Consider the following 19372-nt stretch of genomic DNA (forward strand, 5'->3'; position numbering starts at 1 on the left):
GTCGTGGAGATGGTATGGCGATCTCACCGAGGTCTGCGACCAGCTCGCGCGGACTCGAAGCGTTGCTCCCACGTCTGAACGAACGGAAGGCAGCGGCTGATGCTCGGGACCGAGGCCGGGCTCCTGGGATACGGCGGCATCCGAGCTGTCGCTCGCGCGGGCCGGAGTCAGCGAAACCACCGTACGTAAAGGCGTCTTCGATCTCGAAAACGGACTGCGTGTCTCGCCGAATGTTCGCGTCCAACGATCTGGGGGTGGACGCAAGTCGGTGGCCGAGCACGACCCAGGCTTGGTGCCAGCGCTGTTAGCCCTGGTAGAGCCGGATGAGCGGGGAGATCCGGAGTCGGGCCTCCGCCGGACGCCGGCCCGATCGCGGCGGCGTTCCTGAAGCAGCTCTCCGACAACTGAGTACGAGCGCGACTTCGCGGGTTGCCGGCTGATGGCCGGCGGCCCGCTTGGCGTTCTTCCACCTGGCTGCGCCTGCCGACCCATGTAATGGCCTGAGTTCACAGACCGTGCTAGGTTTTAATTGTGACTAAAACTTATGAGCACGATGAGGATCCAGCCGAACAGCGGCTGGATGCGTGGATCGCCGATCTCACCGACCACTACGTGCGGCATGGCTGGCCACCGATCACCGCACGCACGTTGGCGTGGCTTATGGTCTGCGACCCGCCCGAGCAGTCGCCCGGCCAGATCGCCGAGGCTGTGCAGGCCAGCCGGGGGTCGCTGACCAGTACCCTCCGGGTCCTCACCACCGCCGGTCTCGTCCGCACCGTCACCAGGCCAGGCGACCGCTCCACGTACTACCGCGTTGCCGACGAGGCTTGGGCCAACTCCTGGCAGCAGCAGCTCGCCAACCTGCAGGCGTTCGCCGACCTTGCCCGCGATGGCATGGAGATCCTTGGCGCGGACTCGCCGCGCGCCGCCCGGGTACGCAACGCCTACGAGCTCTACAGCTTCTTCGTCCAGCAGTCGGAACCCCTGTGGAAGCAGTGGCAGGAACGCCAGAAAGGACAGTCATGACGTTCGTCAGCCAGTGGCGCGACGCCCGCAAAGCCGTCAAGGAAGGGCGCCCAGGCATCGAACGCAGGCAGCGTGAACGCCTGGCCGAGGCCGTCGCCCACGCCCGAGACAATTCGCGGTTCTTCAAGGAGCTCTACGCCGATCTCCCCGACCAGGTGACCGACACCGCACGGCTGCCGATCACCGACAAGCGGCAGTTGATGGCCCGGTTCGACGACTGGGTGGCCGATCCTCGTGTCACGCTCGAGGCGGCGCGCGCGTTCGCTGACGACCCCGATCTGATCGGTGCGAAGTTCCTCGACACCTACCTCCTCACGACCACCTCGGGCACGACCGGCTCGGTCGGGATCTTCCTGAACGATCCGCACACGCTCCAGGTCGCCGGCGCGCTGGTGGCCAGAGGCATCCTCGGAACGCTCGTGACCCCGGGCTCCGTACTCAAGCTGCTGGCCAGGGGTGGGCGTTCGGCCAAGATCGCCGGTACGGGCGGGCACTTCGCGATGGCGGCGGCCGAGATGGCTCAGCGGCGGGCGAACAAGCGTCGCGAGAAGTCCGTGCGGCTACTGTCGGTGCAGTCTCCGGTGCCGCAGCTGACCGCCGAGCTCAACGACTTCCAGCCCGCGCTGATCGAGTGCTACGCCTCGACCGCCCTGCTGCTGGCTCGTGAACAGGAGGCCGGGCGGTTGCGCCTCAATCCGGTCATGCTGTCGCTCGGCGGCGAAGGCCTCACGGAGCCGGAGTACGCCCGGATCTCCCAGGCCTTCGGCGGTGTCGAGATCAACAATCTGTACGGCTGCAACGAGGCCGTCGCACTGTCGTTCACCTGCAAGGAGAACTGGCTGCACATCCACGAAGACTGGGTGATCTTCGAACCGGTCGACGCGGACTACCAGCCGACCCCGGCCGGCGAACTGTCCCACACCGTGCTGCTCAGCACGCTCTACCGGCGGGAGCAGCCGATCCTGCGCTACGACCTCGGCGACAGCATCCTGCGCCGGCCAGACCCCTGCCCGTGCGGCAGCCCGTTGATGGCGGTCCGGGTCCAGGGCCGAGCGTCCTCGGTGCTGACGTTCCCGAACCAGCGCGGCCAGGAGTCCACGATCGTTCCGCTCGCACTCGCGACAGCGGTGGAGCGGACCGCGGGCGTCGAGCTGTTCCAGGTCGTGCAGACCGCACCGGACGCCCTGCGCGTGCGGCTGCGTACGGCCGACGGCGCCGATCCGCGGCGGGTACGCGAGTCCGTACGGACCGACCTGGCCAACGTCCTCGTCGACCACGACCTCGGCAACGTCACGATCGACTGCGGCGACGAGCCGCCCGTTCAGGCTGCCGGCGGCAAGTATCCGCAGGTCGTTCCGTACGCGGGCAACGCCGCGTCGTAGCCTGTCGACACGCTCTCGAAAGTTCGGCGGGGCCGTCGATGCGCGCCCGCGTCCGTTCGACCTATCGGGTGTCCGACATGTGGAGGGGCAGTTCGCGGTCGAGGGCCTGCGCGAGGAACAGGCCAGGGGCCAGGTGGAGTGGTTGAACGCGCGGCAGCGTCCCGGTGTCGCCGCCCACAGCGAACACCGCCCGCACGTGCGACCACTGCTTCTCGGCCACGATCGGGGTGAGCGGGGCACCATCGTCATCCGCTCGCGTGGCAGCCGAGTGCGGTCAGATCTGGCGAACATCAACCCCACCAGGCCGAGGGTGCGGTCGCTGAGCACGAACAACTGCGGTCGGCCCCGGCCGACAAAATCAGACATCGAACTGTCGGCTGCACGGGGAGAGCGCGTACCGATCGTGGACCCACCCTCCGCCGTCATGCGCGCGGAGGGGGTGGCCATCGCGACACCCAGCACAGCGTCGTCAAAACGCTCTCCAGCGTCGATGCCCAGATCAGGGGCGCGCCTCACCCATTGGACAGCCGAGCACGATCTTCCTCTCAAGGGATGACACCGGGGCGAAACGCACGCTCGACGAGCTTCTGAACGACCTCGGCTGACCGACGGAGTCATGTTCGATCCAGGATGCATCATCACAGAGCGAGGCCAGGGGCATTACAGCCCACTCTTCCTTGGGATCGCCAGCGCCATCGGCCGCACGGTTTCGGGATACGGAGGCTCCCCCGGCCCTCGACCAGTTGACAGTTCTAGATCACTGGATCGCCAGGAACTCCAGCCAACTGAAGGGTCAGCTTGCCGTAGTGGACTGCCTGGTCTGCTCCCAACGGTCAAGGATTGTGGCGATCTCTTCTTGGACGAAGGCAAAGAAATCATGCATCTCGGCGATGCGAGCGCCGGAGGGCTCACACCAAGACGATCTGCGAGATCAGCGGTCGTCAGGCCGTCCTCGTCGGAGCTCATCAGCGTCAGCAGCACGCGGGCCGACATGCGAGGGAACCCCACTCCGCCATCGGTCTGGCGAGGTTCTCCACGAACTGCACCACCGCCTGCTCATCGCGATCGGTTGCCGAGCCGGCACTCACATCCACGGGCCTTCCTCCTTGAGTTCAAAAGGAGTGTATCTGCGTCATATGCTTCACATGCATGTGAATATAGTGTATCTTCTTAACTGTGGGAACATCAGTTGCGATCTCCGTTGAGCAATGTGATCTGTGTCCTCGCCCGGCACGGAGCTTCCCGGCCTGGATCAAGGACGGCAAGCGCCAGCAGGTGCTGGAGGCCAAGCGCGACGAGGCGCTGGCCACCCGCTGAAGGAGGACCCGACGACGTCACCGACCGGACAACGCGGACCCCCTCGAAAACGACCGGGGATACGAATGCACAAAGGGACAGCACGCCCGCGGCCCACCACCTGGAAGGACTGGACCACCGATCCCGAGGCGTGCCGCGAGTTGGTTGCCGCCGACAATCTCACTACCGACGGCCAGCTGCTCGATCTCGGCGTGGCCGTGGTCGAGGTGAGACGTTTCCGCCCGGTATACCTCCAGCGCCAAACCAACCAGGTGCCGGCAGAAGCCGAGGACATCGTCCAGCTCGTCGTACCCATCCACGGGACCGTCAGCGCGACATGGGCCGGACGGCAGGACACCGCGAGCGTGGGCGACCTGTACGCGCACGACCTTGCCCGGCTCGAGGACGTGAGCCTGCAATCCGACGGGCAAGACGCCCTGGAGCTCGCCCTGGTCGCCATCCCCAAGTCGGTGCTCCCCCTGCAGGGCGAGGCGATGGCTTCTCTGCTCGGGCAGGTGTGCCCGTCGATGGTGGAGTGAGCTCGCTGCTCATCCAGTTCATCGAGGATCTGGCCGGTCAGAAGCTTTCGCTCACCCCGGCGGACGGGCAGCGGCTCGGATTGGTGCTGGTGGATCTGGTGACGGCGTGCTTCTCCAGCCTGCTCGAATCCGATCCCTGCCTACGGTCGAGCTCTCGCCGGCAGGCCTTCGCCTCGCGCATCCGCGCCGACATTCAGAGCCGTCTGCACGACCCCGAGCTCACCCCGCGGTCCGTCGCGGCGGCACACCACATCTCGGTCAGCTATCTGCACCGGCTGTTTCAGGAGCAGGGCGAGACGGTCTCGGCCTGGATACGCGATCAACGGCTGGGGCGCGTCCGTCGTGACCTCGCCGACGCAGCCCTGATCGACGTCCCGATCAACCAGATCGCCGCCAGCTGGGGATTTCGCCGGGCGGGCGACTTCAGCCGCGCCTTCCGTACGGCTTATGGCGAATCACCGCGCGAGTTCAGATCCCGCACCGCTCGCCGTAGCAACTGAATGCGTGAACGCCGAGGAGTAGGCGACGCCGCAGCGAAAGAGCCGATGGCTCACCATCGGCGACCCCTGATTTCCATTCTCATTTCTTGAAAGGTACAGCATGAACGATACGCCGAAGATCCCCCACGGCCTCCCCACCGATCGGGGCGAATGCCCCTTCGACCCTCCGGCGGAGCTGACCCGATTGCGGAAGGAACGTCCGATCAGTCGTATGGTCTATCCGGATGGACACGAAGGCTGGCTGGTCACCAGCTATGCCGCCGCCCGCGCCATTCTCGCCGACCCCCGCTTCAGCTCCCGGGCGGAGCTGCGACGATTTCCCGTGCCGACGCCTTACCCTCAAGACGAACCCAAGCCCGCTGCCCCAGGCACGATCAGTCGTCTGGACCCCCCGGAGCACACCCACTATCGGCGCATGCTGACGGGGAAGTTCACCGTCCGTCGCCTAAAGCAACTGGAGTCAGGAATCCGGACGATAACCGAGGACCACATCGAGGCGATGCGCCGCCACGGCCCTCCGGTCGATCTGGTCCAGGTGTTCGCGCTGCCCATCCCGTCTCTGGTGATCTGCGACCTGCTCGGCGTGCCCTACGCCGATCGCGATCGGTTCCAGCGCGACACCAAGGTGATGTTCACGTTGGATGCACCCAGGCAGGAAGTCAACGCGGCCATCGTCAGCCTCGCCGGCTACATCGGTGAGCTCATCCGGCGCAAGCGTTCCGAACCGGGCGACGACCTCCTGAGCGACCTCATCGACGGCGGAGAGCTGGACGATCAAGAACTCACCGCCATCGGTATGACGTTGCTGATCGCCGGGCATGAGACCACCGCCAATATGCTCGCGCTCGGCACCTTCGCCCTGCTGGAGAACCCGGACCAGGTCACCGCACTCCGTGAGAGCCCGGCGCTGGTGGATCAAGCTGTCGAAGAGCTCCTGCGCTACCTCAGCGTGGCGCACATCGGCCCCGGCAGGGCCGCCTTGGAAGACGTCGAGATCGACGGCCATCTCATCAGGAAGGGTGAGGTTGTCACCATCTCCCTGCCCGCGGCCAACCGAGACCCCCGGCGCTTCGACGACCCTGACAGGCTCGATGTCACCCGCTCGACCGGCGGGCATCTCGCTTTCAGCCACGGCATTCACCAGTGCCTCGGCCAGCAACTGTCCAGAATCGAGTTGCGCATCGCGCTCGCCGCATTGCTGGACAGCTTCCCGACACTACATCTGGGCGTGCCCGCCCACGAGATCCCGCTGCGGGAAACGTCACTCGTGTACGGGGTGGACCGCCTCCCCGTCGCATGGTGACCACGCCTTTCCGGAATCGGCCGCGCAAGATGATTGAAGTGCTCGTGAAATGCTCGCCGTGCTGTCGGCTCTGAGGCACTCTCGGTACACAAGATCGCCCCCCGATGGCCGCGGGCTGCACGGTGGTCTTCAAGCCCTCCGAGCTGTCGCTGCTGTCGAGCCTGGCCTTCGCGGAGATCTGCGAGTCCGAGCTCCTCGCCGAGGCTGCGGACACCCTCATGGTGGCGAAGTTCCGCAACAACGGGGTCTCGTGCATCGCCGCGAACAACGTCTGGATGCACCTCGACGGACGCGAGGAGTTCCTGAGCCGCCTGACCGAGCGGATCTCACGCATGGTCACGGTCGACCCACTGGACGCCCGTACAACGCTCGGCCCCGTACGGACCCGTGAGCAGGTCGGACGCCTCGAAAGCGTCGTCTCCGGGTTGAGCCGGGCAGGAGCGTCCGTGCACCGCGGCCCCCGGCCCGAGACCGACGGCTGGTACGTCGCCCCGGCGCTGGTCGTCGACCCACCGGCAGACCGGCCCGAGCGGCGGGAGGAGATATGCGGCCCCGTCGCGGTCGTCCGGTCCTTCACCGACCTCAAGGAGCCGATCACCGACGCCGCGGCCACCGGGCACGGCCTGGCCGGGTACGTCTGCACTGGCGACGCCACCGCCGGCATGGAACTGCACGCCCAGCTCGACGTGGGGATCGCGGGCGTCGACCTGGCCCACCCCCGCCACGCCGGAGGTCCCCTTCGGCGGGCGCGGCGACAGCGGCATCGGCTACGAAGGCGGGCTGGCCGGCCCAGAAGGTGGGCCAGGACGTGACGGCCGATGGTGCCGATCGGGTCGATGTCGGTGCCGGTGATGAGGCCAGCGGCCAGGATGAGCTGGTCGCGGGCACCCGTAGGACGTGTCCACCCAAGATCGTGGACTTCAGCTCGGCGTACGCGGTTCGATCTCCCACCGCTCGTGGTAGAGCCGGATGAGGTGGGCCGCCGGGTAGCGGGAGGCGTCGGTGAGGGTGGTCAGTAGCCGGTAGTGGCCGGTCCTGCTGCCCTGGGGGTGCGGATGATGATCTCGGCGTCGATGACGTGAACGGTCAGCGCGCCGAGCCGGGCCAGCCTCGAGCCGTCCCGGCAGCGGGCCAAGGCGGGCAGGTTGCGGCCGGACTTGCAGCGCACCAGCAGGTCGGCGCCGGTGGCGGCCAGGTGGTTGAGCAGATCGGTGGCGGCGCCGAGCCGCTGCCGGGCAAAAGACCGTGAGGCTGGCCGCACGGTCCGGGACCGGTAGCACGGTGCCATCAACGGCGACCACCCGTAGTCCTCGCCACCATCCTGCGGCAGCGCTCGTCGCTGCACGACCGCCGACCAGGTCAACCATCGGAGCCGGTCTCAGCCGCTGGCGGGCCTGGCCACGAACGTCGTGATGGCATGGCGAACAGGCTATGTCGGGGTCATGTTCAACTCGCGCATGAGGAAGGCCAGCATCTCGGCCGCATGGTCGCTCACCTCCGCGCTGTCCAGGGCGGCGTGGCCGGCGCCCTTCCAGACGCGGAGCAGGATCGGGTGGCCGGAGGTGCTCGCATGTGCGAGCTTGGCGGTGAACAGTCGTCCGTGGAAGGGCTGGCAGCCGAGGTCGTGCTCGCCGAATGCCTGCAGCAGGGCCGGATACGCGGTCCCTGGCTCGATGTTGTGGTACGGCGAGTACGCGCGGATGATCGCGGCGTCCCCGGGTTCGTCCGGATCTCCGTAGTCCTCCAGGAAGACCGAGCGGACCGCCTGCGGTGCCGGGTGGTCGGAGGTCAGCGGGTGGAGCATGTCGAACAGCGGGACCTCGGCTACCATCGCGCGCCACAGGTCGGGTCGCTGGACGAGCGCCACGCCGGCGAGCAGGCCGCCATGGCTGGCTCCGTGGAAGGCGAGCCGGGCGGGCTCGGACAGGCCGGTGTCGATCAGGTCCTCGGCGATCGCGTACAGGTCGTCGAAGGTGTTCTGCTTGCGGGACAGCCGGCCGTCCTCGTACCAGGTGCGGCCGTACTCGGCGCCGCCGCGCAGGATGGCGTGCACGTAGACGCCGCCGGCCCGCAGGAACGGCGCATAGTTGCCGAGGAAGCGCGGCAGCCAGGCCACGTTGAACCCGCCGTACCCGTTGATCAGGGCGGGTTGAGGGCGGTCGAGGTCCAGGTCCGCCCGGTGCACGACGAAGTACGGCACGCGCGTCCCGTCCGGGCTGGTTGCGAAGCGCTGAGCGACGGTCATCGCGTCCATCCCCGGCCGCGGTGCGCCGATCGCGACCGGCTCACCGCGTTCGGGGTCGTAACGGTAGGGGGTCAGCGGGTCGAGGAACGTGGTGTAGGAGAACGTCACTTCCTCCGAGCGCTCGAAGCGGCGGCTGACCATGGCCGTCGGTGAGCTGCCGAGACCGGGCGTGGTGAGGCGCTCGGCGGGCTTGCCGTCCGCGGTGACGAGGCGGAACCCCGCGACGGCGTCGGTCACCTCGCACAGGACCAGGTGCTTGCCTGCCAGGGTGACGCAGCGCAGCACCGCGTCGGACTCGGGGACGAGTTCTCGCCAGGTCCGCATGTCGGCCGAGGTCTCGGCCGGGATGGCGACCAGTCGCCCGCGCGGCGCGTCGCCGGTGACGACGGCGATGTAGGTGTTCTCGTCGTACCAGACGCCGTGGCACTCGCCCTCATAGCCCTTGGGCGGGAAGCTCCGCCAGGTGCCGGTCCGCCTGTCGCCGAGGTGGCTCGCCACCTGCTCGTGCTGCCCGGTGAGGGTGATGACCCAGCGGCCGCCGGGCGATACCTGTGGGGTGAGCCCGGAGGGGGACGTGGTGAACTCGGCGGGGGCGATCACGTTTACCGCAACGCCGATCTCGCCCGGCGGGTCCACGGGCACGTGCCAGACCTGGTGACGGCCGGTCTCCGACCGGTCGCACACGTAGAATCCGCTGCCGTCTGGCAGCCAGCCGGGGACGGCGCCGGTAAGCATGTGCCGGTGCGACCCGATCGGCAGATCGCGGCCGGTCGCCGTGTCGACCACACGGAGCAGGCCGATCATCTCCCCGTTGTGGTGGACGCCGAAGACCACGCGGGTGCCGTCCGGCGTGGGCTCGTACCACACCAGCTGCGCCGGCTCGCCGTCGCGCAGGTAGCCGGCGGCGTGGGGATCGACGAGCAGCCTGCCGGGCTCGTCGGAAGAAGTCGACACCCACAGGCCCAGCGCGGCCCGTTCCGGGGAGGCGGGCGCCAGCCGGAACCAGCGGCCGCCGAGCCTGCGTGGGGTGGTCGTCCCGAGGCTGTCGGGGGCGCCCGGCGCCGCGGGCCCGGCCGCGAGTTGGTCGCGTACCTGGGCGAAGTAATCCCAGCCGCGCACGTGCGAGCGCGCGGCCGCGTCCTGTTGCTCCTGCCATGCGAGCGACTCGTCGGTGTCCGGCCGCAGCCACTCGTACGGATCGGTACTCATCGGTTTCTATGCCTCCATTCGTGCCTGACAGCTATGTCTCGACGTTCTCTGTCTCGACGTTCGCCTCGACCGCCGAGACCGGCAGTGCCCCGCGCAGCCCTCGATCTGCGACGTCCCTCACTACGCCACAACGAACAACCCCGCCGGTCCGAAGACGTGGCCGGCTACGGAAGGGCCGGCACCACACGAAGCCATCGCCTTCACTAGTTTCCTTAGCTTCATACTTTCATGAAGCTTAGATGGTAGGTGACCTGTTCGACCGTTCGACCCTCCGGCAGAGTTGATCCGGTTGCGCAAGGAATGTCCGATCAGTCGCATGACCTCCCCGGACTTGCACAAAGGCTCGTTGATCACAAGCTATGCCGCCACTCGCGCCATTCTCGCCCCATGCCGACTCCGTACCCTCAGGAGGAATCCGAGCCTGCGGCCCCCAGAGCGATCAGCCGTCTGGACCCTCCGGAGCACACCCGCTGCCGGCGGATGCTGACGGGGCAGTTCGCCGTGCATCGCTTCAAGCAACTGGAGCCGGACATCCAGGAGATAACCGAGGACCACATCGAGGCGCTGCGCCACACCAAGGCTCGCCCGTCGATCTTGTTGAGGCGTTCGCGCTGCCCATCCCGTCCCGGGTGATCTGCGACATCACCGGTCGGTGGTGAGGGAGAAACCGGCGCAGGTCCAGGGGCCGCATTGCCGCCACCATGGCGAGGGCTGGACGGGCTCCTCAATACCGCCACCTTGCAAGCGAGGCGGGCGTGCGCGGTTGGATTCTTCATGGCTTTGTGCCTTCCTTCTGCCCTGAGTGCGGGTCAGGTAAGGTCGCGACGCTGGAATGCCGTCAGGCCGACCGCGGCAAGCACGACCGCCAGGGCGGTCAGGATGAGTAGCGGTGTCGCGGTGAACTGGCCTCCGGTGATGACCTTGGGGATGTGGTGGAAGGGGATGACCTGGTTGGCGATCCAGTAATTGATTCCGAGGATCGGTCCGAGTGCCTCGCCAAAGACGTTGACCAGCACGAACACCACCCACGCGAGGGCTGTGGCGAGCTTGGGCGCGACGCCGAAGGCCAGCATGGCGACAGCGCCGACACACCAGACGGGCGGGACCATGACCAGGAAGGCCAGCAGGATCCTGGGCAACTGAGCGGCGAGGTCGCCGCTGGCCAGACCGTAGCCGAGCCCGGCGGCCAGGCCGGAGACGGTGAGGATCAGTGCGCTTCCGGCGAAGGCGAGGATGAGCTGGCTGAGCGCCCATCGGGTGCGTCCGGCTGTGGTGGACAGCAGGAGTTCGGCGCGTCCGCTGATCTCCTCGCCACGGAGGCGCAGGGTGGTCAGCAGGGGATAGAGCAGGGCGATTCCGGCGACGCTGATGGCGATCATCCAGACGAACGTGTCGGACAGGGTGGCGTCGGGGGTGGCGGCGTAGCGGCGGAAGAGTTCTTGGATCTGCTCGCCGGAGCGGTCGGCCAGGTCCCGCATGCCGGGCGCGACGCCGGCGCCGGCGGTACTGAGTGCGGCGAGTCCCGCCGTCCAGCCCAGCAGTTGCCCACGCTGGCCGCGCCAGGCCAGGCTCAGCGGGCTGCGCAGGCCCGGGGTGGCCTCGGCGGAGCCGAGGCGCGCGGGCAGCACGCCGGTGCCCAGGTCCCTGTGGGCGTTCAGCCGGTAGGCGAGGATGGTGAGCGACGCGGTGACGGCCAGCGGCACCAGGAGCACCCACCAGCGGTTGTCGCCGAACGGCTGGGCCAGGTGGCTCCATCCGTTGGGTGACAGCCAGCGTAGCCACAGCACTCCGCTTCCGTCGGCCAGGAAACGGATCATGTATCCCGCCCCGAGCACCGAGGCGGCCATCGCGATCGCGGTTCGGGCCCGTTCGGACAGTTGCGCGGCCACCGCCGCGACCGCCGCCAGCACCAGGCCGGGGGCAGACAAGGCCAGCCCGAACATCACCGCCCCGGCAACATCGAGTCGAAAAACGGCCAGGCCCAGTGCGGTGAGAGCACCGCTCAGCACAATGAGGCCGCCGGTTTCGATCAAGCTCGCCGTCATGGGCGCCAGGCGGCCGATCACGCCGGCGCCCAGCAGCTCGGCCCGGCCGGATTCTTCCTCGGCGCGGGTGTGCCGGACCACGTTCAGCACCGCCATCAAAGCGACGAGGGTGAAGGCGATGTCGCCGATCTTCCACACGGTCAGGTTGCCCAGGCCGTCACCGTACAACTGCCCGGTGAACGCGGTGAGCGCGGCATTGTCGCGGATCTGGGCCGCGAAGTCGATGCGGTGCTGCTCGGTGGGCAACAGCCCGGCGTACTGCTTGGCGACGCCGACCACCAGCAGGACGAGAAACAACACCGAGAACGAGCCGGTTACCCTGTCCCGGCGCAGGTAGAGCCACACCAGCCGGCGCGTTCCCGTCACGGCGTTCATCTCCTGGCCTCCGCGGCGTGCCGGCCGGTCTGCGCGGTGGTGTAGTGGCGCAGGAACAGCTCTTCCAGCGTGGGCGGGTGGCTGGTCATGCTGCGCACCCCGGCATGACCGAGCATCTCCAGGACCAGGGACAGTGCCTCGGCGTCGACTTGGCAGCGCACCCGTCCTCCCTGAACGTGGACGTCGTGCACCCCAGGCAGGCGCGCCAGGTCCGGCAGGGGGCCGGTGATCTCGGCGGTGACCGACGTCCTGGCCAGATGGCGCAGGTCAGCCAGGCTGCCGCTCTCCACCGCATGACCGTTGCGGATGATGCTGACCCGGTCGCACAGCGCTTCCACCTCCGACAGGATGTGGCTGGAGAGCAGCACGGTACGACCGCGCTGTCGCTCTTCGGCGATGCACGCCTGAAACACCGTCTCCATCAGCGGGTCCAAGCCTGAGGTGGGTTCGTCCAGAATGAGCAACTCCACATTGGAGGAGAACGCCGCGACCAGTGCGACCTTCTGACGGTTGCCCTTGGAATAGGTCCGGCTCCTCTTGCGGGGGTCCAGCTCGAACCGTTGCAGCAGCTCGGCGCGGCGCTTGGGGTCATTGCCGCCACGCAGCCGGCCGAGCAGGTCGATGACCTCTCCCCCGGTGAGGTTGGGCCACAGCGATACGTCGCCCGGCACATAGGCAAGGCGCCGGTGCAGCTCGGCGGCGTCCCGCCAGGGGTCGCCGTCCAGCAGTCGTACGTTCCCCGCATCGGCGCGTATCAGGCCGAGCAGGACGCGGATGGTCGTGGACTTGCCGGCTCCGTTCGGGCCGAGGAATCCGTGGACCTCGCCGCTGCTCACGGTGAGGTCGAGGTGATCGAGTGCGCGCGTCTGGCCGAAGGTCTTGACCAGGCCGGAGATCAGGATTGGAGTTGTTGACACACTTTAGAAGATACACGCTATTCACATGCATGTGAAGTTGATGAAGAAGGTACACTCTTTGAAGGATTTAAGGAGGCAGGGCCAATGGATGTGAGTGCCAGCCCGGCGGCCGGGCGCGACGAGCAGGCTGTGGGACAGTTTGTCGAGAGCCTCGCCAGGCTGATGGCGGAATGGGGATTCCCGCGCATGTCAGCGCGGGTGCTGCTGACCCTGATGAGCTCCGACGAGGACGGTCTGACGGCTGCTGATCTCGCGGATCGCCTTAATGTGAGTCCACCCGCGATCTCCGGCGCCGTCCGCTACCTCGTCCAAGTAGGTTTGATCGAGCGGCGCCCGGTACCCGGCTCACGCCGCGACTTGTACCGGATCCGAGACAACGCGTGGTACACCTCCAGCGCGACGGTGGGCGGCGTCTATCAAGCCTTGGCCGACCTATCTGCGGAGGGCGTGCGAGCGCTCGGCGGGAGCGATTCGCCCGCCGGTGCCCGCATCGCCGAGATGCACGACTTCTTTAACTTTGTCCAGGAAGAGATCGCCGGGATCCTCAACCGCTGGCAGCAGACGAACACGTCCCCCGAGCGCAGCCCGTCGCGCAGCGCCAGCACCACCCAGAACTCCTGATAGTGACGGTAGGCGCTCTCATCGCCGCCCTAGCGCGCCTTGGCCGGGTACTCGCCGGACCGGCACGAGTGAGGTGGGGGCGTCCTCGGGCACCCGTGAAGCCGGCGACCACCAGCGGCAGCGCCTTACGGACGGTCTGGTTGTGATCCACGTTGCCCGCGTCGGTGAGGGTCTGCATGGCGCCGTGGGAACGCAGTTGACGCTGGCAGTACATCGCGTTGTCGTAGGCGACGTCCGTGTCGCCCTTGGCGTGATGCAGGCGGACCGGAACGGCCGGCTTCCAATTGCAGGTGGAGTCGAGCGCGGTCAGCAGTTCTTTCAGTTTGCCGGTCGGCGTGTGCACCCTGTCCAGGAATTGCGCAGTGAACAACTTCTCGGACGTCGGCGGCGACGCCTGGGCGATCTCCGCGGCCTGGTGGTTGCCGTCGAAGAGTTTCTCCACCTGCCCGTCGTACGGGCGCGGAAGGCCTCGCTCGGCGTGCGGTAGACGTCGGTATAACGGTCCGCCGAGGTCACGAAGTAGGCCAGGTAGAGCGAGGCCATCCGAATCTTGTCGGCCGCCGCGGCGGCCTCGAAAGAACTGAGGTCGAACGGGCCCGCGATGGGCTCCTGCCCGACAGCGGGTACGGCATCGCGCTGATGTCCAGCAGCCACATGCCGCCGGAGGCCGACGTCGAGGCCATCATGGAAGACCTCATCGCCTTGACCCAGGGCACACCCGGCACGGGCGCCCCGCTCCCGCTCGCCTTCATCGCCGACCTGACAGCCCTCGCCGCCGCGATCTCGATCGCGACAGGCGGGGCCCTCAAAGCTCGCCGAGCGCGACGTTGGGCGCAGCGCCGCGCCACCTGTGCCCCCTGGAGGACGACGCTCCGGCTGGTCCCCTATCTTCTTCCGTTGCCGGTGCTTGCCTTCCTGCCGCGCATCCTGGAACTGATCGCTGAGGGCCGCGGCGTCACCCTTGTCTTGCTGTCTCATATCTGGCCCACCTTCCTCGCCGCAGTCGGCCTGACCGCAGCGACTGGGATCATGGTCACCACCGCCCGCATCCGCGCTCTCCTGCGACAGCAACGTCGCCAGTCGGCTTCGGCGCCACTGCATCCACAGGCGCACACGTCTGCGACCGGGACGTGAGCACGGCGACTGCCGCCATAGCTTCACGACTTCCGGGGCCGTTTCATGAGCGTTTCGCCTGTGAAACAACGCTCGGGTGCCTAGCCATGCAGGGCGTTCCCGCCCGATCTGTTTCATCGGTCGTTCAAATATCTGCGATTTGAAACGATCGGGAGGTGAGCGACGACGACTTCCTGCTCGCGGAAGCCTCCGGCTGCCCGATGTCCTCCTGCACCGCCCCTGCTGGCTAGCCGTGCCGCACGGGCAAAGGCAAGGTGGCCGCCCAGCACCACACCGCCCTGTTTCGGCTCGTACCGTCTTTGGCCAAGGCACTCAACGTGCCGGCACCCGCGCTGCGCAAACCAGGCTCGGTCTGGGCGGAACTGCCCCGCCCCGGCCGCCGACGGCGGGATACGTGGCCCGAACGCGGTGCGCGGCCTTGTGCACGTGGCTGAACAGCCCCATCTCCGCGCCCTGTTGCTCGCCCTTCTGCGATCTGGGCATCCACGTCTGCGTCCTGCGGCCCGCTCTCGTCCAAGAACGCCGCCAAGGCGGCGTCGCCCAGGACCCGACTCGGTGCCGATGTCGCGGACGGCGATGATGGCCGCCTGGGCGCCGTCGCTGGCTTGCCAAGGTGCGGATGACGCCGCTGAGCTCGTCGCAGTCGGCTCGGGCCGGCGTGGACGTGGGGTGGTTTTCTGCTCGACGCGGCGCCGCAGCTCAGGGTGGCGGTAGAGAGGTCGCGGGAGACACTGCGGTTTGATCTACCCGGGTGTGACGATCACGTTGACGGTCTTGTCGGCGTACAGGTACCGGTGCAGAGCCCGGTACGCCTGGACGTGGACAGCGATGATCGGCGACATCACCTGACCGACGGTCTCGGGCAAGCCGAGGTCACGGACCGGGACGGCATACCGCTCGACTTCACGATCCACGTGCCGAGGTCCCGACGCGCCGTTCGGCGGTGTCCGGCCCGTCGGCGGCCGGAGTCGTGCACGAGGTCGCCGGCCAGGGGGACCTGGTCACCCGGGCAGTGGCACGCGATAAACCCGTTGTGACGTCGGTGATCATCTCCCGATAATGGCCGGTATGGAGGGGATTGAGGTCGTCGTTGCCCATAGCGAGCGAGCGACCCTGCGCGTCGGTGATGTGTTCCTGAAAGTCGACGTCGATCAGACGCGCACCGATGTCGAGGTCGAGGCGATGGCCATGGTGCCGATCCCGACTCCGGAGGTGTTGTGGCGCAAGCCGCCCGTGCTCGCGCTCGCCGCCCTGCCCGGCACGGCACTCGGCCGCCTCGGTGAGCCGTCGACCGCGTCGTCGGCGGCGTGGGCCGCGGCGGGTGCCGCCGCACGGCTGCTGCACGACGCGCCACTGCCGCCCTGGCCCGGCCGGAGCCTGGACGAGATCGCATCGCGCCTCGACGGCGAATGCGCGTGGCTCGTCACGAACGGCGTCCTTCCCGCCGACCTGGTCACGCGGAACCGCCGGGTTGCCGAGGCTGCGCTTCGGCCATGGACACCGGTGTTCATGCACGGCGACCTACAGGTCAGCCACGTGTTCGTCGACGGTGACGAGATCACCGGCGTGATCGACTGGTCCGAGGCGGCCCAGGGCGATGCCCTGTTCGACCTCGCCATCTTGACGCTCGGACACGAGGAGCACCTTGGCGACGTCGTCGCCGGCTACGGCACCCACGTCGACCTCGACGTGATCCGTGCGTGGTGGTCGTTGCGAAGCCTGCTGGCGGTCCGCTGGCTGGTCGAGCACGGCTTCGACCCGTCCTTGCCGGGCTGCGAGTTCGACGTGCTGCGAGCTCGGATGTGAGGCCCGCACGAGCCCGACGACCACGAGCACGCGCCCGTGGCCAGGTGTAGAGGCTGACGCGAAGACCGGCAGGCGGGTGATCAGCGGCGCGCCGTACCTCGGGCTCGCGATCTTAGTACGTCAATACGTACCTGTCTCTGCAGGGATAGATATTCGGTGCCGGACCCCGAACTACAGACACCCCGAGTGCCGAGGGCGGCATCTGAGCCGCCCCGGTCAGAGTTGCTGGAGCCTCCGGGTCAGGAATCGCTGCTCGGGGGTGGAGGTGGCGAGGTCGAGGGCGCGGCGGTAGGCGGTCCGGGCTTCGGCGTCGCGGCCGAGCCGCCGTAGGAGCTCGCCGCGGGTGGAGTGGAAGTAGAGGTAACCGTCAAGGTCGAGGCGGTCGACGGCGTGCAAGGCCGCGGCGGGGTCGCCGGCTTGGGCGATGGCCACGGCGTGGTTGAGCTCGACCACCGGCGAGCCGGTCAGGTCGGCCAGCCGCCGGTACATCGCGGCGACCTGCGGCCAGTCGATGCGCTCGCACGCCTGCAGCGAGGCGATCACGGCCTGGACGACGTAGGCGCCGCGCCCGCCGAGCGCGAGCGCCCGGTCGAGGACCGCCCGCCCCGCCGCGATCTGGCGCATGTCCCACAGCGAGCGGTCCTGATCGTCGAGCAGGACGAGGTCCTCGCCGGAGAACCGGGCCAGCCGCCGGGCGTGGTGGATCATCATCAGCCCGAGCAGCCCGTGGACCTCCGGTTCCCTCGGCATGAGCGTGGCGAGTACGTGTCCCAGACGGATGGCTTCGGCGCCGAGGTCGACCCGGCCGCGGTAGCCCTCGTTGTAGATCAGATAGAGGACGGCGAGCACCGCATCGACGCGTTCGGGCAGCAGATGCGCGCCAGGGACCGCGAACGGGATCCCGGTCGCCTTGATCTTGTTCTTGGCCCGGGTCAGGCGGCGCTTCATGGTCTCCTCCGAGACCAGGAAGGCCCTGGCGATCTCGGCGGTCTGCAGGCCTCCGAGCGTCCGTAACGTGAGCGCCACCTGCCCTTCCAGCGGCAACGCCGGATGGCAGCAGGTGAAGATCAGCTCAAGCCGTTCATCCTTGATGAGTGTGTCGTCGAACTCGTCCACGGTGGCCTCCGGCGCCGGCAGCAGGTGGAGCTTGTCGGCCAGGGTGCGCTCCCGGCGGATCCGGTCGATCGCGCGGTTACGGGCCGTCGTCACCAGCCATGCACCCGGATTGTCCGGCGCACCCGACGTGCGCCAGCGTTGCGCCGCGATCGCGAACGCCTCCTGCGCGGCTTCCTCGGCCCGGTCGAAGTCACCCAGAAACCCGACCAGCGAGGCCAGCACCCGGCCCCACTGCTCCCTGAACACCTCCTCCAGCACGGTCAGAATCGCATCACCGGTCTGACCTCCACCCTGCCGCCGAACCTGGCCGCCGGGATACGCGCCGCCAGCTCGATCGCCTCGTCCAGATCGGCGGCCTCGACCAGGCAGAAGCCACCGAGCACCTCCTTGGTGTCGGCGAACGGGCCGTCGGTCATCAGCGTCCGGCCACCGGCCACCCGTACGCAGGTCGCCGTCTCCGCGGGCTGCAACTGTGCGCCGCTGACACACCGCTCATCTTCGGCGAACGCGAAATACTCCGCGTACGCCGCCTCCCGTTCCGCATCCGACAACGCCTCGAGGTAGCCGGGCTCACCGTAGATCATCAGGGCGTACTGCATCACAACCTCCGGGGCGAGAAGTTTTCACCCGAACGACGAACGAGCACCCGCGCAAGGGACACCATCCGCATTTTTCTCATTTCAGCACGGCGCGACGTCGGCCGCCGACCCCGTCATCCCGCCCGGCCCGAACGTGTCGCGGACGCCACGGCGTACGCGGCGCCGCGCCCGCGGGCTCGGGCGACGATCGTGCCGGCCTCGACGCGCACCGCGCATTCGGTGGCGTCGCCCGTCCCGGGGATCGCGGCCGCCGCCGCGACCGCGGCGCGGTCGTCGAGGACGACGCGAAGGCGGGGCCGGTCGTCCGGCGCGAACACGCGGCGCAGGCACCCGGCCAGGTCACCGATCCTGAGCCGGAGGAGCCGCCCCAGTTCGGCGGGATCGCCCGTCGTCACGGCCACGGTGACCCGGTCGCCGGGACGGGCGGCGCGGACGGCCTCCTCGGCGGCGTCGAGCCGGCCGGTCCCGAGGAACGTGATCACGCCGTCGCCGTCAAACCCCGCCGGGCGGCCGGTGAGCAGATCCGGCAGCTCCGCGGGCGGATTCCAGGGGTCCTGGGTGCGCTGAGCGGGGGCGACGAAGGGCAGGTGCGGCGGGTCCCACGTGTCGGCGAGGTCGAGGCGGGCCAGGTGCCCGCAGGCCCGGGCCACGTCGAAGGGATCGCCGAACCCGGGAGCCGTGCCCGCGAGGTGGCCGGCGCCGTTCAGCAGGGTGAGGACGAGCTCGGCCAGGCGCACCCGCCTCGTGCGCCGCGGCGCGCGTGACTCCAGGCAGAGTGCGAGCAGGAGGGCTTCCAGCTTGGTGACCTGCGCCATCGCGGTACGGCCTGGTTCGTCGTCGAAGACGCCGTCCAGCGAGCGCGACTGCAGGCTCCCCCCGGCGGGCGTTTCGCCGGACCACGGCAGCCGTTCGAGCCACACCCGGGCGAAGACGGCCGCCGCCTCGTCGAGGGCAGGGGACGATGACGCCTCACCCACGTGTTCGACCGAGCCGACCAGGACCGCCAGGTAGAGGGCGCGCTTGCTCGGGAAGTTCGAGTAGACCGCGCCACGGGTCAGGTCGGCCCGCGCCGCGATCCGGTCGACCTTGGCGTCGGAGTATCCGTGCTCGGCGAACTCCTCCCTCGCCGCGGCCAGTACGGCGGCGCGCGTGCGCTCCTGCTGCTGCGCCCGGGTCAGCCTGGCCATCGGGAGCCCTCCGCTCGAATCATGCGGCGTAAGATACAACATCCGGATGGCTTCACCATCTGGACACCCGGC

At 68.4% G+C, this 19372-nt stretch carries 20 protein-coding genes and 1 pseudogene; 12 read left to right on the top strand and 9 right to left on the bottom strand.

Features of this window, described 5'->3' with window-relative positions:
• Nucleotides 1-14: 14 nt before the first annotated feature.
• The 3 genes and pseudogenes from E1294_RS04690 to E1294_RS04700 form a co-directional block, all read left to right on the top strand.
• A pseudogene (locus E1294_RS04690) lies at nucleotides 15-361 on the top strand (ISAzo13 family transposase); the annotation flags it as partial.
• A 170-nt stretch (nucleotides 362-531) separates the two neighbouring features.
• Entirely contained in the window at nucleotides 532-1026 is a 495-nt protein-coding gene (locus E1294_RS04695; protein ID WP_220447551.1) for a GbsR/MarR family transcriptional regulator, read from the top strand.
• Complete coding sequence (locus E1294_RS04700; RefSeq protein ID WP_132504831.1) at nucleotides 1023-2408, top strand: phenylacetate--CoA ligase family protein; 1386 nt, start codon at nucleotides 1023-1025, stop codon at nucleotides 2406-2408. The genes E1294_RS04695 and E1294_RS04700 overlap by 4 nt, the downstream gene beginning before the upstream one ends.
• A 61-nt stretch (nucleotides 2409-2469) precedes the next feature.
• Here E1294_RS04700 and E1294_RS52400 read toward each other — a convergent pair whose 3' ends face one another.
• The gene (locus tag E1294_RS52400; RefSeq protein WP_165977082.1) at nucleotides 2470-2628 is read right to left on the bottom strand and encodes a hypothetical protein; all 159 of its coding nucleotides are present in this window, start codon (nucleotides 2626-2628) and stop codon (nucleotides 2470-2472) included.
• Nucleotides 2629-3584: 956 nt separating this feature from the next.
• On the opposite strand from E1294_RS52400, the gene E1294_RS52405 reads away from it, so the two are divergent.
• The 5 genes from E1294_RS52405 to E1294_RS04720 all read left to right on the top strand — a co-directional run bounded on the left by E1294_RS52405 (nucleotide 3585) and on the right by E1294_RS04720 (nucleotide 6858).
• Nucleotides 3585-3725 carry a hypothetical protein gene (locus E1294_RS52405; protein WP_165977083.1) on the top strand — a complete coding sequence of 47 codons (141 nt, stop codon included), beginning with the start codon at nucleotides 3585-3587 and terminating at the stop codon, nucleotides 3723-3725.
• Between the two features lie 65 nt (nucleotides 3726-3790).
• Nucleotides 3791-4243, top strand: coding sequence for a hypothetical protein (locus E1294_RS54305; RefSeq protein ID WP_220447552.1), 453 nt, complete (start codon nucleotides 3791-3793; stop codon nucleotides 4241-4243).
• Nucleotides 4240-4743: a helix-turn-helix transcriptional regulator gene (locus tag E1294_RS04710; protein WP_220447553.1), complete on the top strand. Its 504-nt coding sequence runs from the start codon at nucleotides 4240-4242 to the stop codon at nucleotides 4741-4743. Before E1294_RS54305 ends, E1294_RS04710 begins: the two co-directional genes overlap by 4 nt.
• Before the next feature lie 100 nt (nucleotides 4744-4843).
• On the top strand, nucleotides 4844-6046 hold the full coding sequence (locus E1294_RS04715) for a cytochrome P450 (protein WP_132504835.1): 1203 nt from the start codon (nucleotides 4844-4846) through the stop codon (nucleotides 6044-6046).
• 104 nt (nucleotides 6047-6150) lie between these two features.
• A complete protein-coding gene (locus tag E1294_RS04720; RefSeq protein ID WP_132504837.1) occupies nucleotides 6151-6858 on the top strand; it encodes an aldehyde dehydrogenase family protein in 708 nt (235 codons plus the stop codon).
• 200 nt (nucleotides 6859-7058) lie between these two features.
• Here the strand turns inward: E1294_RS04720 and E1294_RS54060 are convergent, their stop codons facing one another.
• Nucleotides 7059-7307 carry a hypothetical protein gene (locus E1294_RS54060; RefSeq protein ID WP_181958452.1) on the bottom strand — a complete coding sequence of 83 codons (249 nt, stop codon included), beginning with the start codon at nucleotides 7305-7307 and terminating at the stop codon, nucleotides 7059-7061.
• A 168-nt stretch (nucleotides 7308-7475) separates the two neighbouring features.
• A complete protein-coding gene (locus tag E1294_RS04730; protein WP_132504839.1) occupies nucleotides 7476-9500 on the bottom strand; it encodes a prolyl oligopeptidase family serine peptidase in 2025 nt (674 codons plus the stop codon).
• 387 nt (nucleotides 9501-9887) lie between these two features.
• Between E1294_RS04730 and E1294_RS04735 the strand changes: the two genes are divergently transcribed.
• Nucleotides 9888-10133 (top strand): hypothetical protein, encoded by a 246-nt coding sequence (locus E1294_RS04735; RefSeq protein ID WP_132504841.1) that lies wholly within the window; start codon nucleotides 9888-9890, stop codon nucleotides 10131-10133.
• A gap of 176 nt (nucleotides 10134-10309) precedes the next feature.
• Here the strand turns inward: E1294_RS04735 and E1294_RS04740 are convergent, their stop codons facing one another.
• The gene (locus E1294_RS04740) at nucleotides 10310-11911 is read right to left on the bottom strand and encodes an ABC transporter permease (RefSeq protein WP_132504843.1); all 1602 of its coding nucleotides are present in this window, start codon (nucleotides 11909-11911) and stop codon (nucleotides 10310-10312) included.
• 5 nt (nucleotides 11912-11916) lie between these two features.
• Nucleotides 11917-12837: an ABC transporter ATP-binding protein gene (locus tag E1294_RS04745; RefSeq protein ID WP_165977084.1), complete on the bottom strand. Its 921-nt coding sequence runs from the start codon at nucleotides 12835-12837 to the stop codon at nucleotides 11917-11919.
• Between the two features lie 84 nt (nucleotides 12838-12921).
• Between E1294_RS04745 and E1294_RS04750 the strand changes: the two genes are divergently transcribed.
• A complete protein-coding gene (locus tag E1294_RS04750; RefSeq protein ID WP_132504845.1) occupies nucleotides 12922-13458 on the top strand; it encodes a GbsR/MarR family transcriptional regulator in 537 nt (178 codons plus the stop codon).
• A gap of 639 nt (nucleotides 13459-14097) precedes the next feature.
• Entirely contained in the window at nucleotides 14098-14592 is a 495-nt protein-coding gene (locus tag E1294_RS04755) for a hypothetical protein (RefSeq protein ID WP_132504847.1), read from the top strand.
• Between the two features lie 743 nt (nucleotides 14593-15335).
• On the opposite strand, the gene E1294_RS52415 is transcribed toward E1294_RS04755, so the two are convergent.
• Nucleotides 15336-15506, bottom strand: coding sequence for a hypothetical protein (locus E1294_RS52415; RefSeq protein ID WP_165977086.1), 171 nt, complete (start codon nucleotides 15504-15506; stop codon nucleotides 15336-15338).
• Nucleotides 15507-15651: 145 nt separating this feature from the next.
• On the opposite strand from E1294_RS52415, the gene E1294_RS04765 reads away from it, so the two are divergent.
• Nucleotides 15652-16398, top strand: a complete 747-nt coding sequence (locus E1294_RS04765; protein WP_246082815.1) for a phosphotransferase family protein — start codon at nucleotides 15652-15654, stop codon at nucleotides 16396-16398.
• A 216-nt stretch (nucleotides 16399-16614) separates the two neighbouring features.
• On the opposite strand, the gene E1294_RS04770 is transcribed toward E1294_RS04765, so the two are convergent.
• The 3 genes from E1294_RS04770 to E1294_RS04780 all read right to left on the bottom strand — a co-directional run bounded on the left by E1294_RS04770 (nucleotide 16615) and on the right by E1294_RS04780 (nucleotide 19300).
• Entirely contained in the window at nucleotides 16615-17772 is a 1158-nt protein-coding gene (locus E1294_RS04770) for an RNA polymerase sigma factor (RefSeq protein WP_165977087.1), read from the bottom strand.
• Nucleotides 17773-17774: 2 nt separating this feature from the next.
• Nucleotides 17775-18113 (bottom strand): YciI family protein, encoded by a 339-nt coding sequence (locus E1294_RS04775; RefSeq protein ID WP_132504849.1) that lies wholly within the window; start codon nucleotides 18111-18113, stop codon nucleotides 17775-17777.
• Between the two features lie 113 nt (nucleotides 18114-18226).
• A complete protein-coding gene (locus tag E1294_RS04780; protein ID WP_132504851.1) occupies nucleotides 18227-19300 on the bottom strand; it encodes a TetR/AcrR family transcriptional regulator in 1074 nt (357 codons plus the stop codon).
• Nucleotides 19301-19372: the final 72 nt, after the last annotated feature.

This window comes from Nonomuraea diastatica, from assembly GCF_004349015.1.
GTDB lineage: Bacteria > Actinomycetota > Actinomycetes > Streptosporangiales > Streptosporangiaceae > Nonomuraea > Nonomuraea diastatica.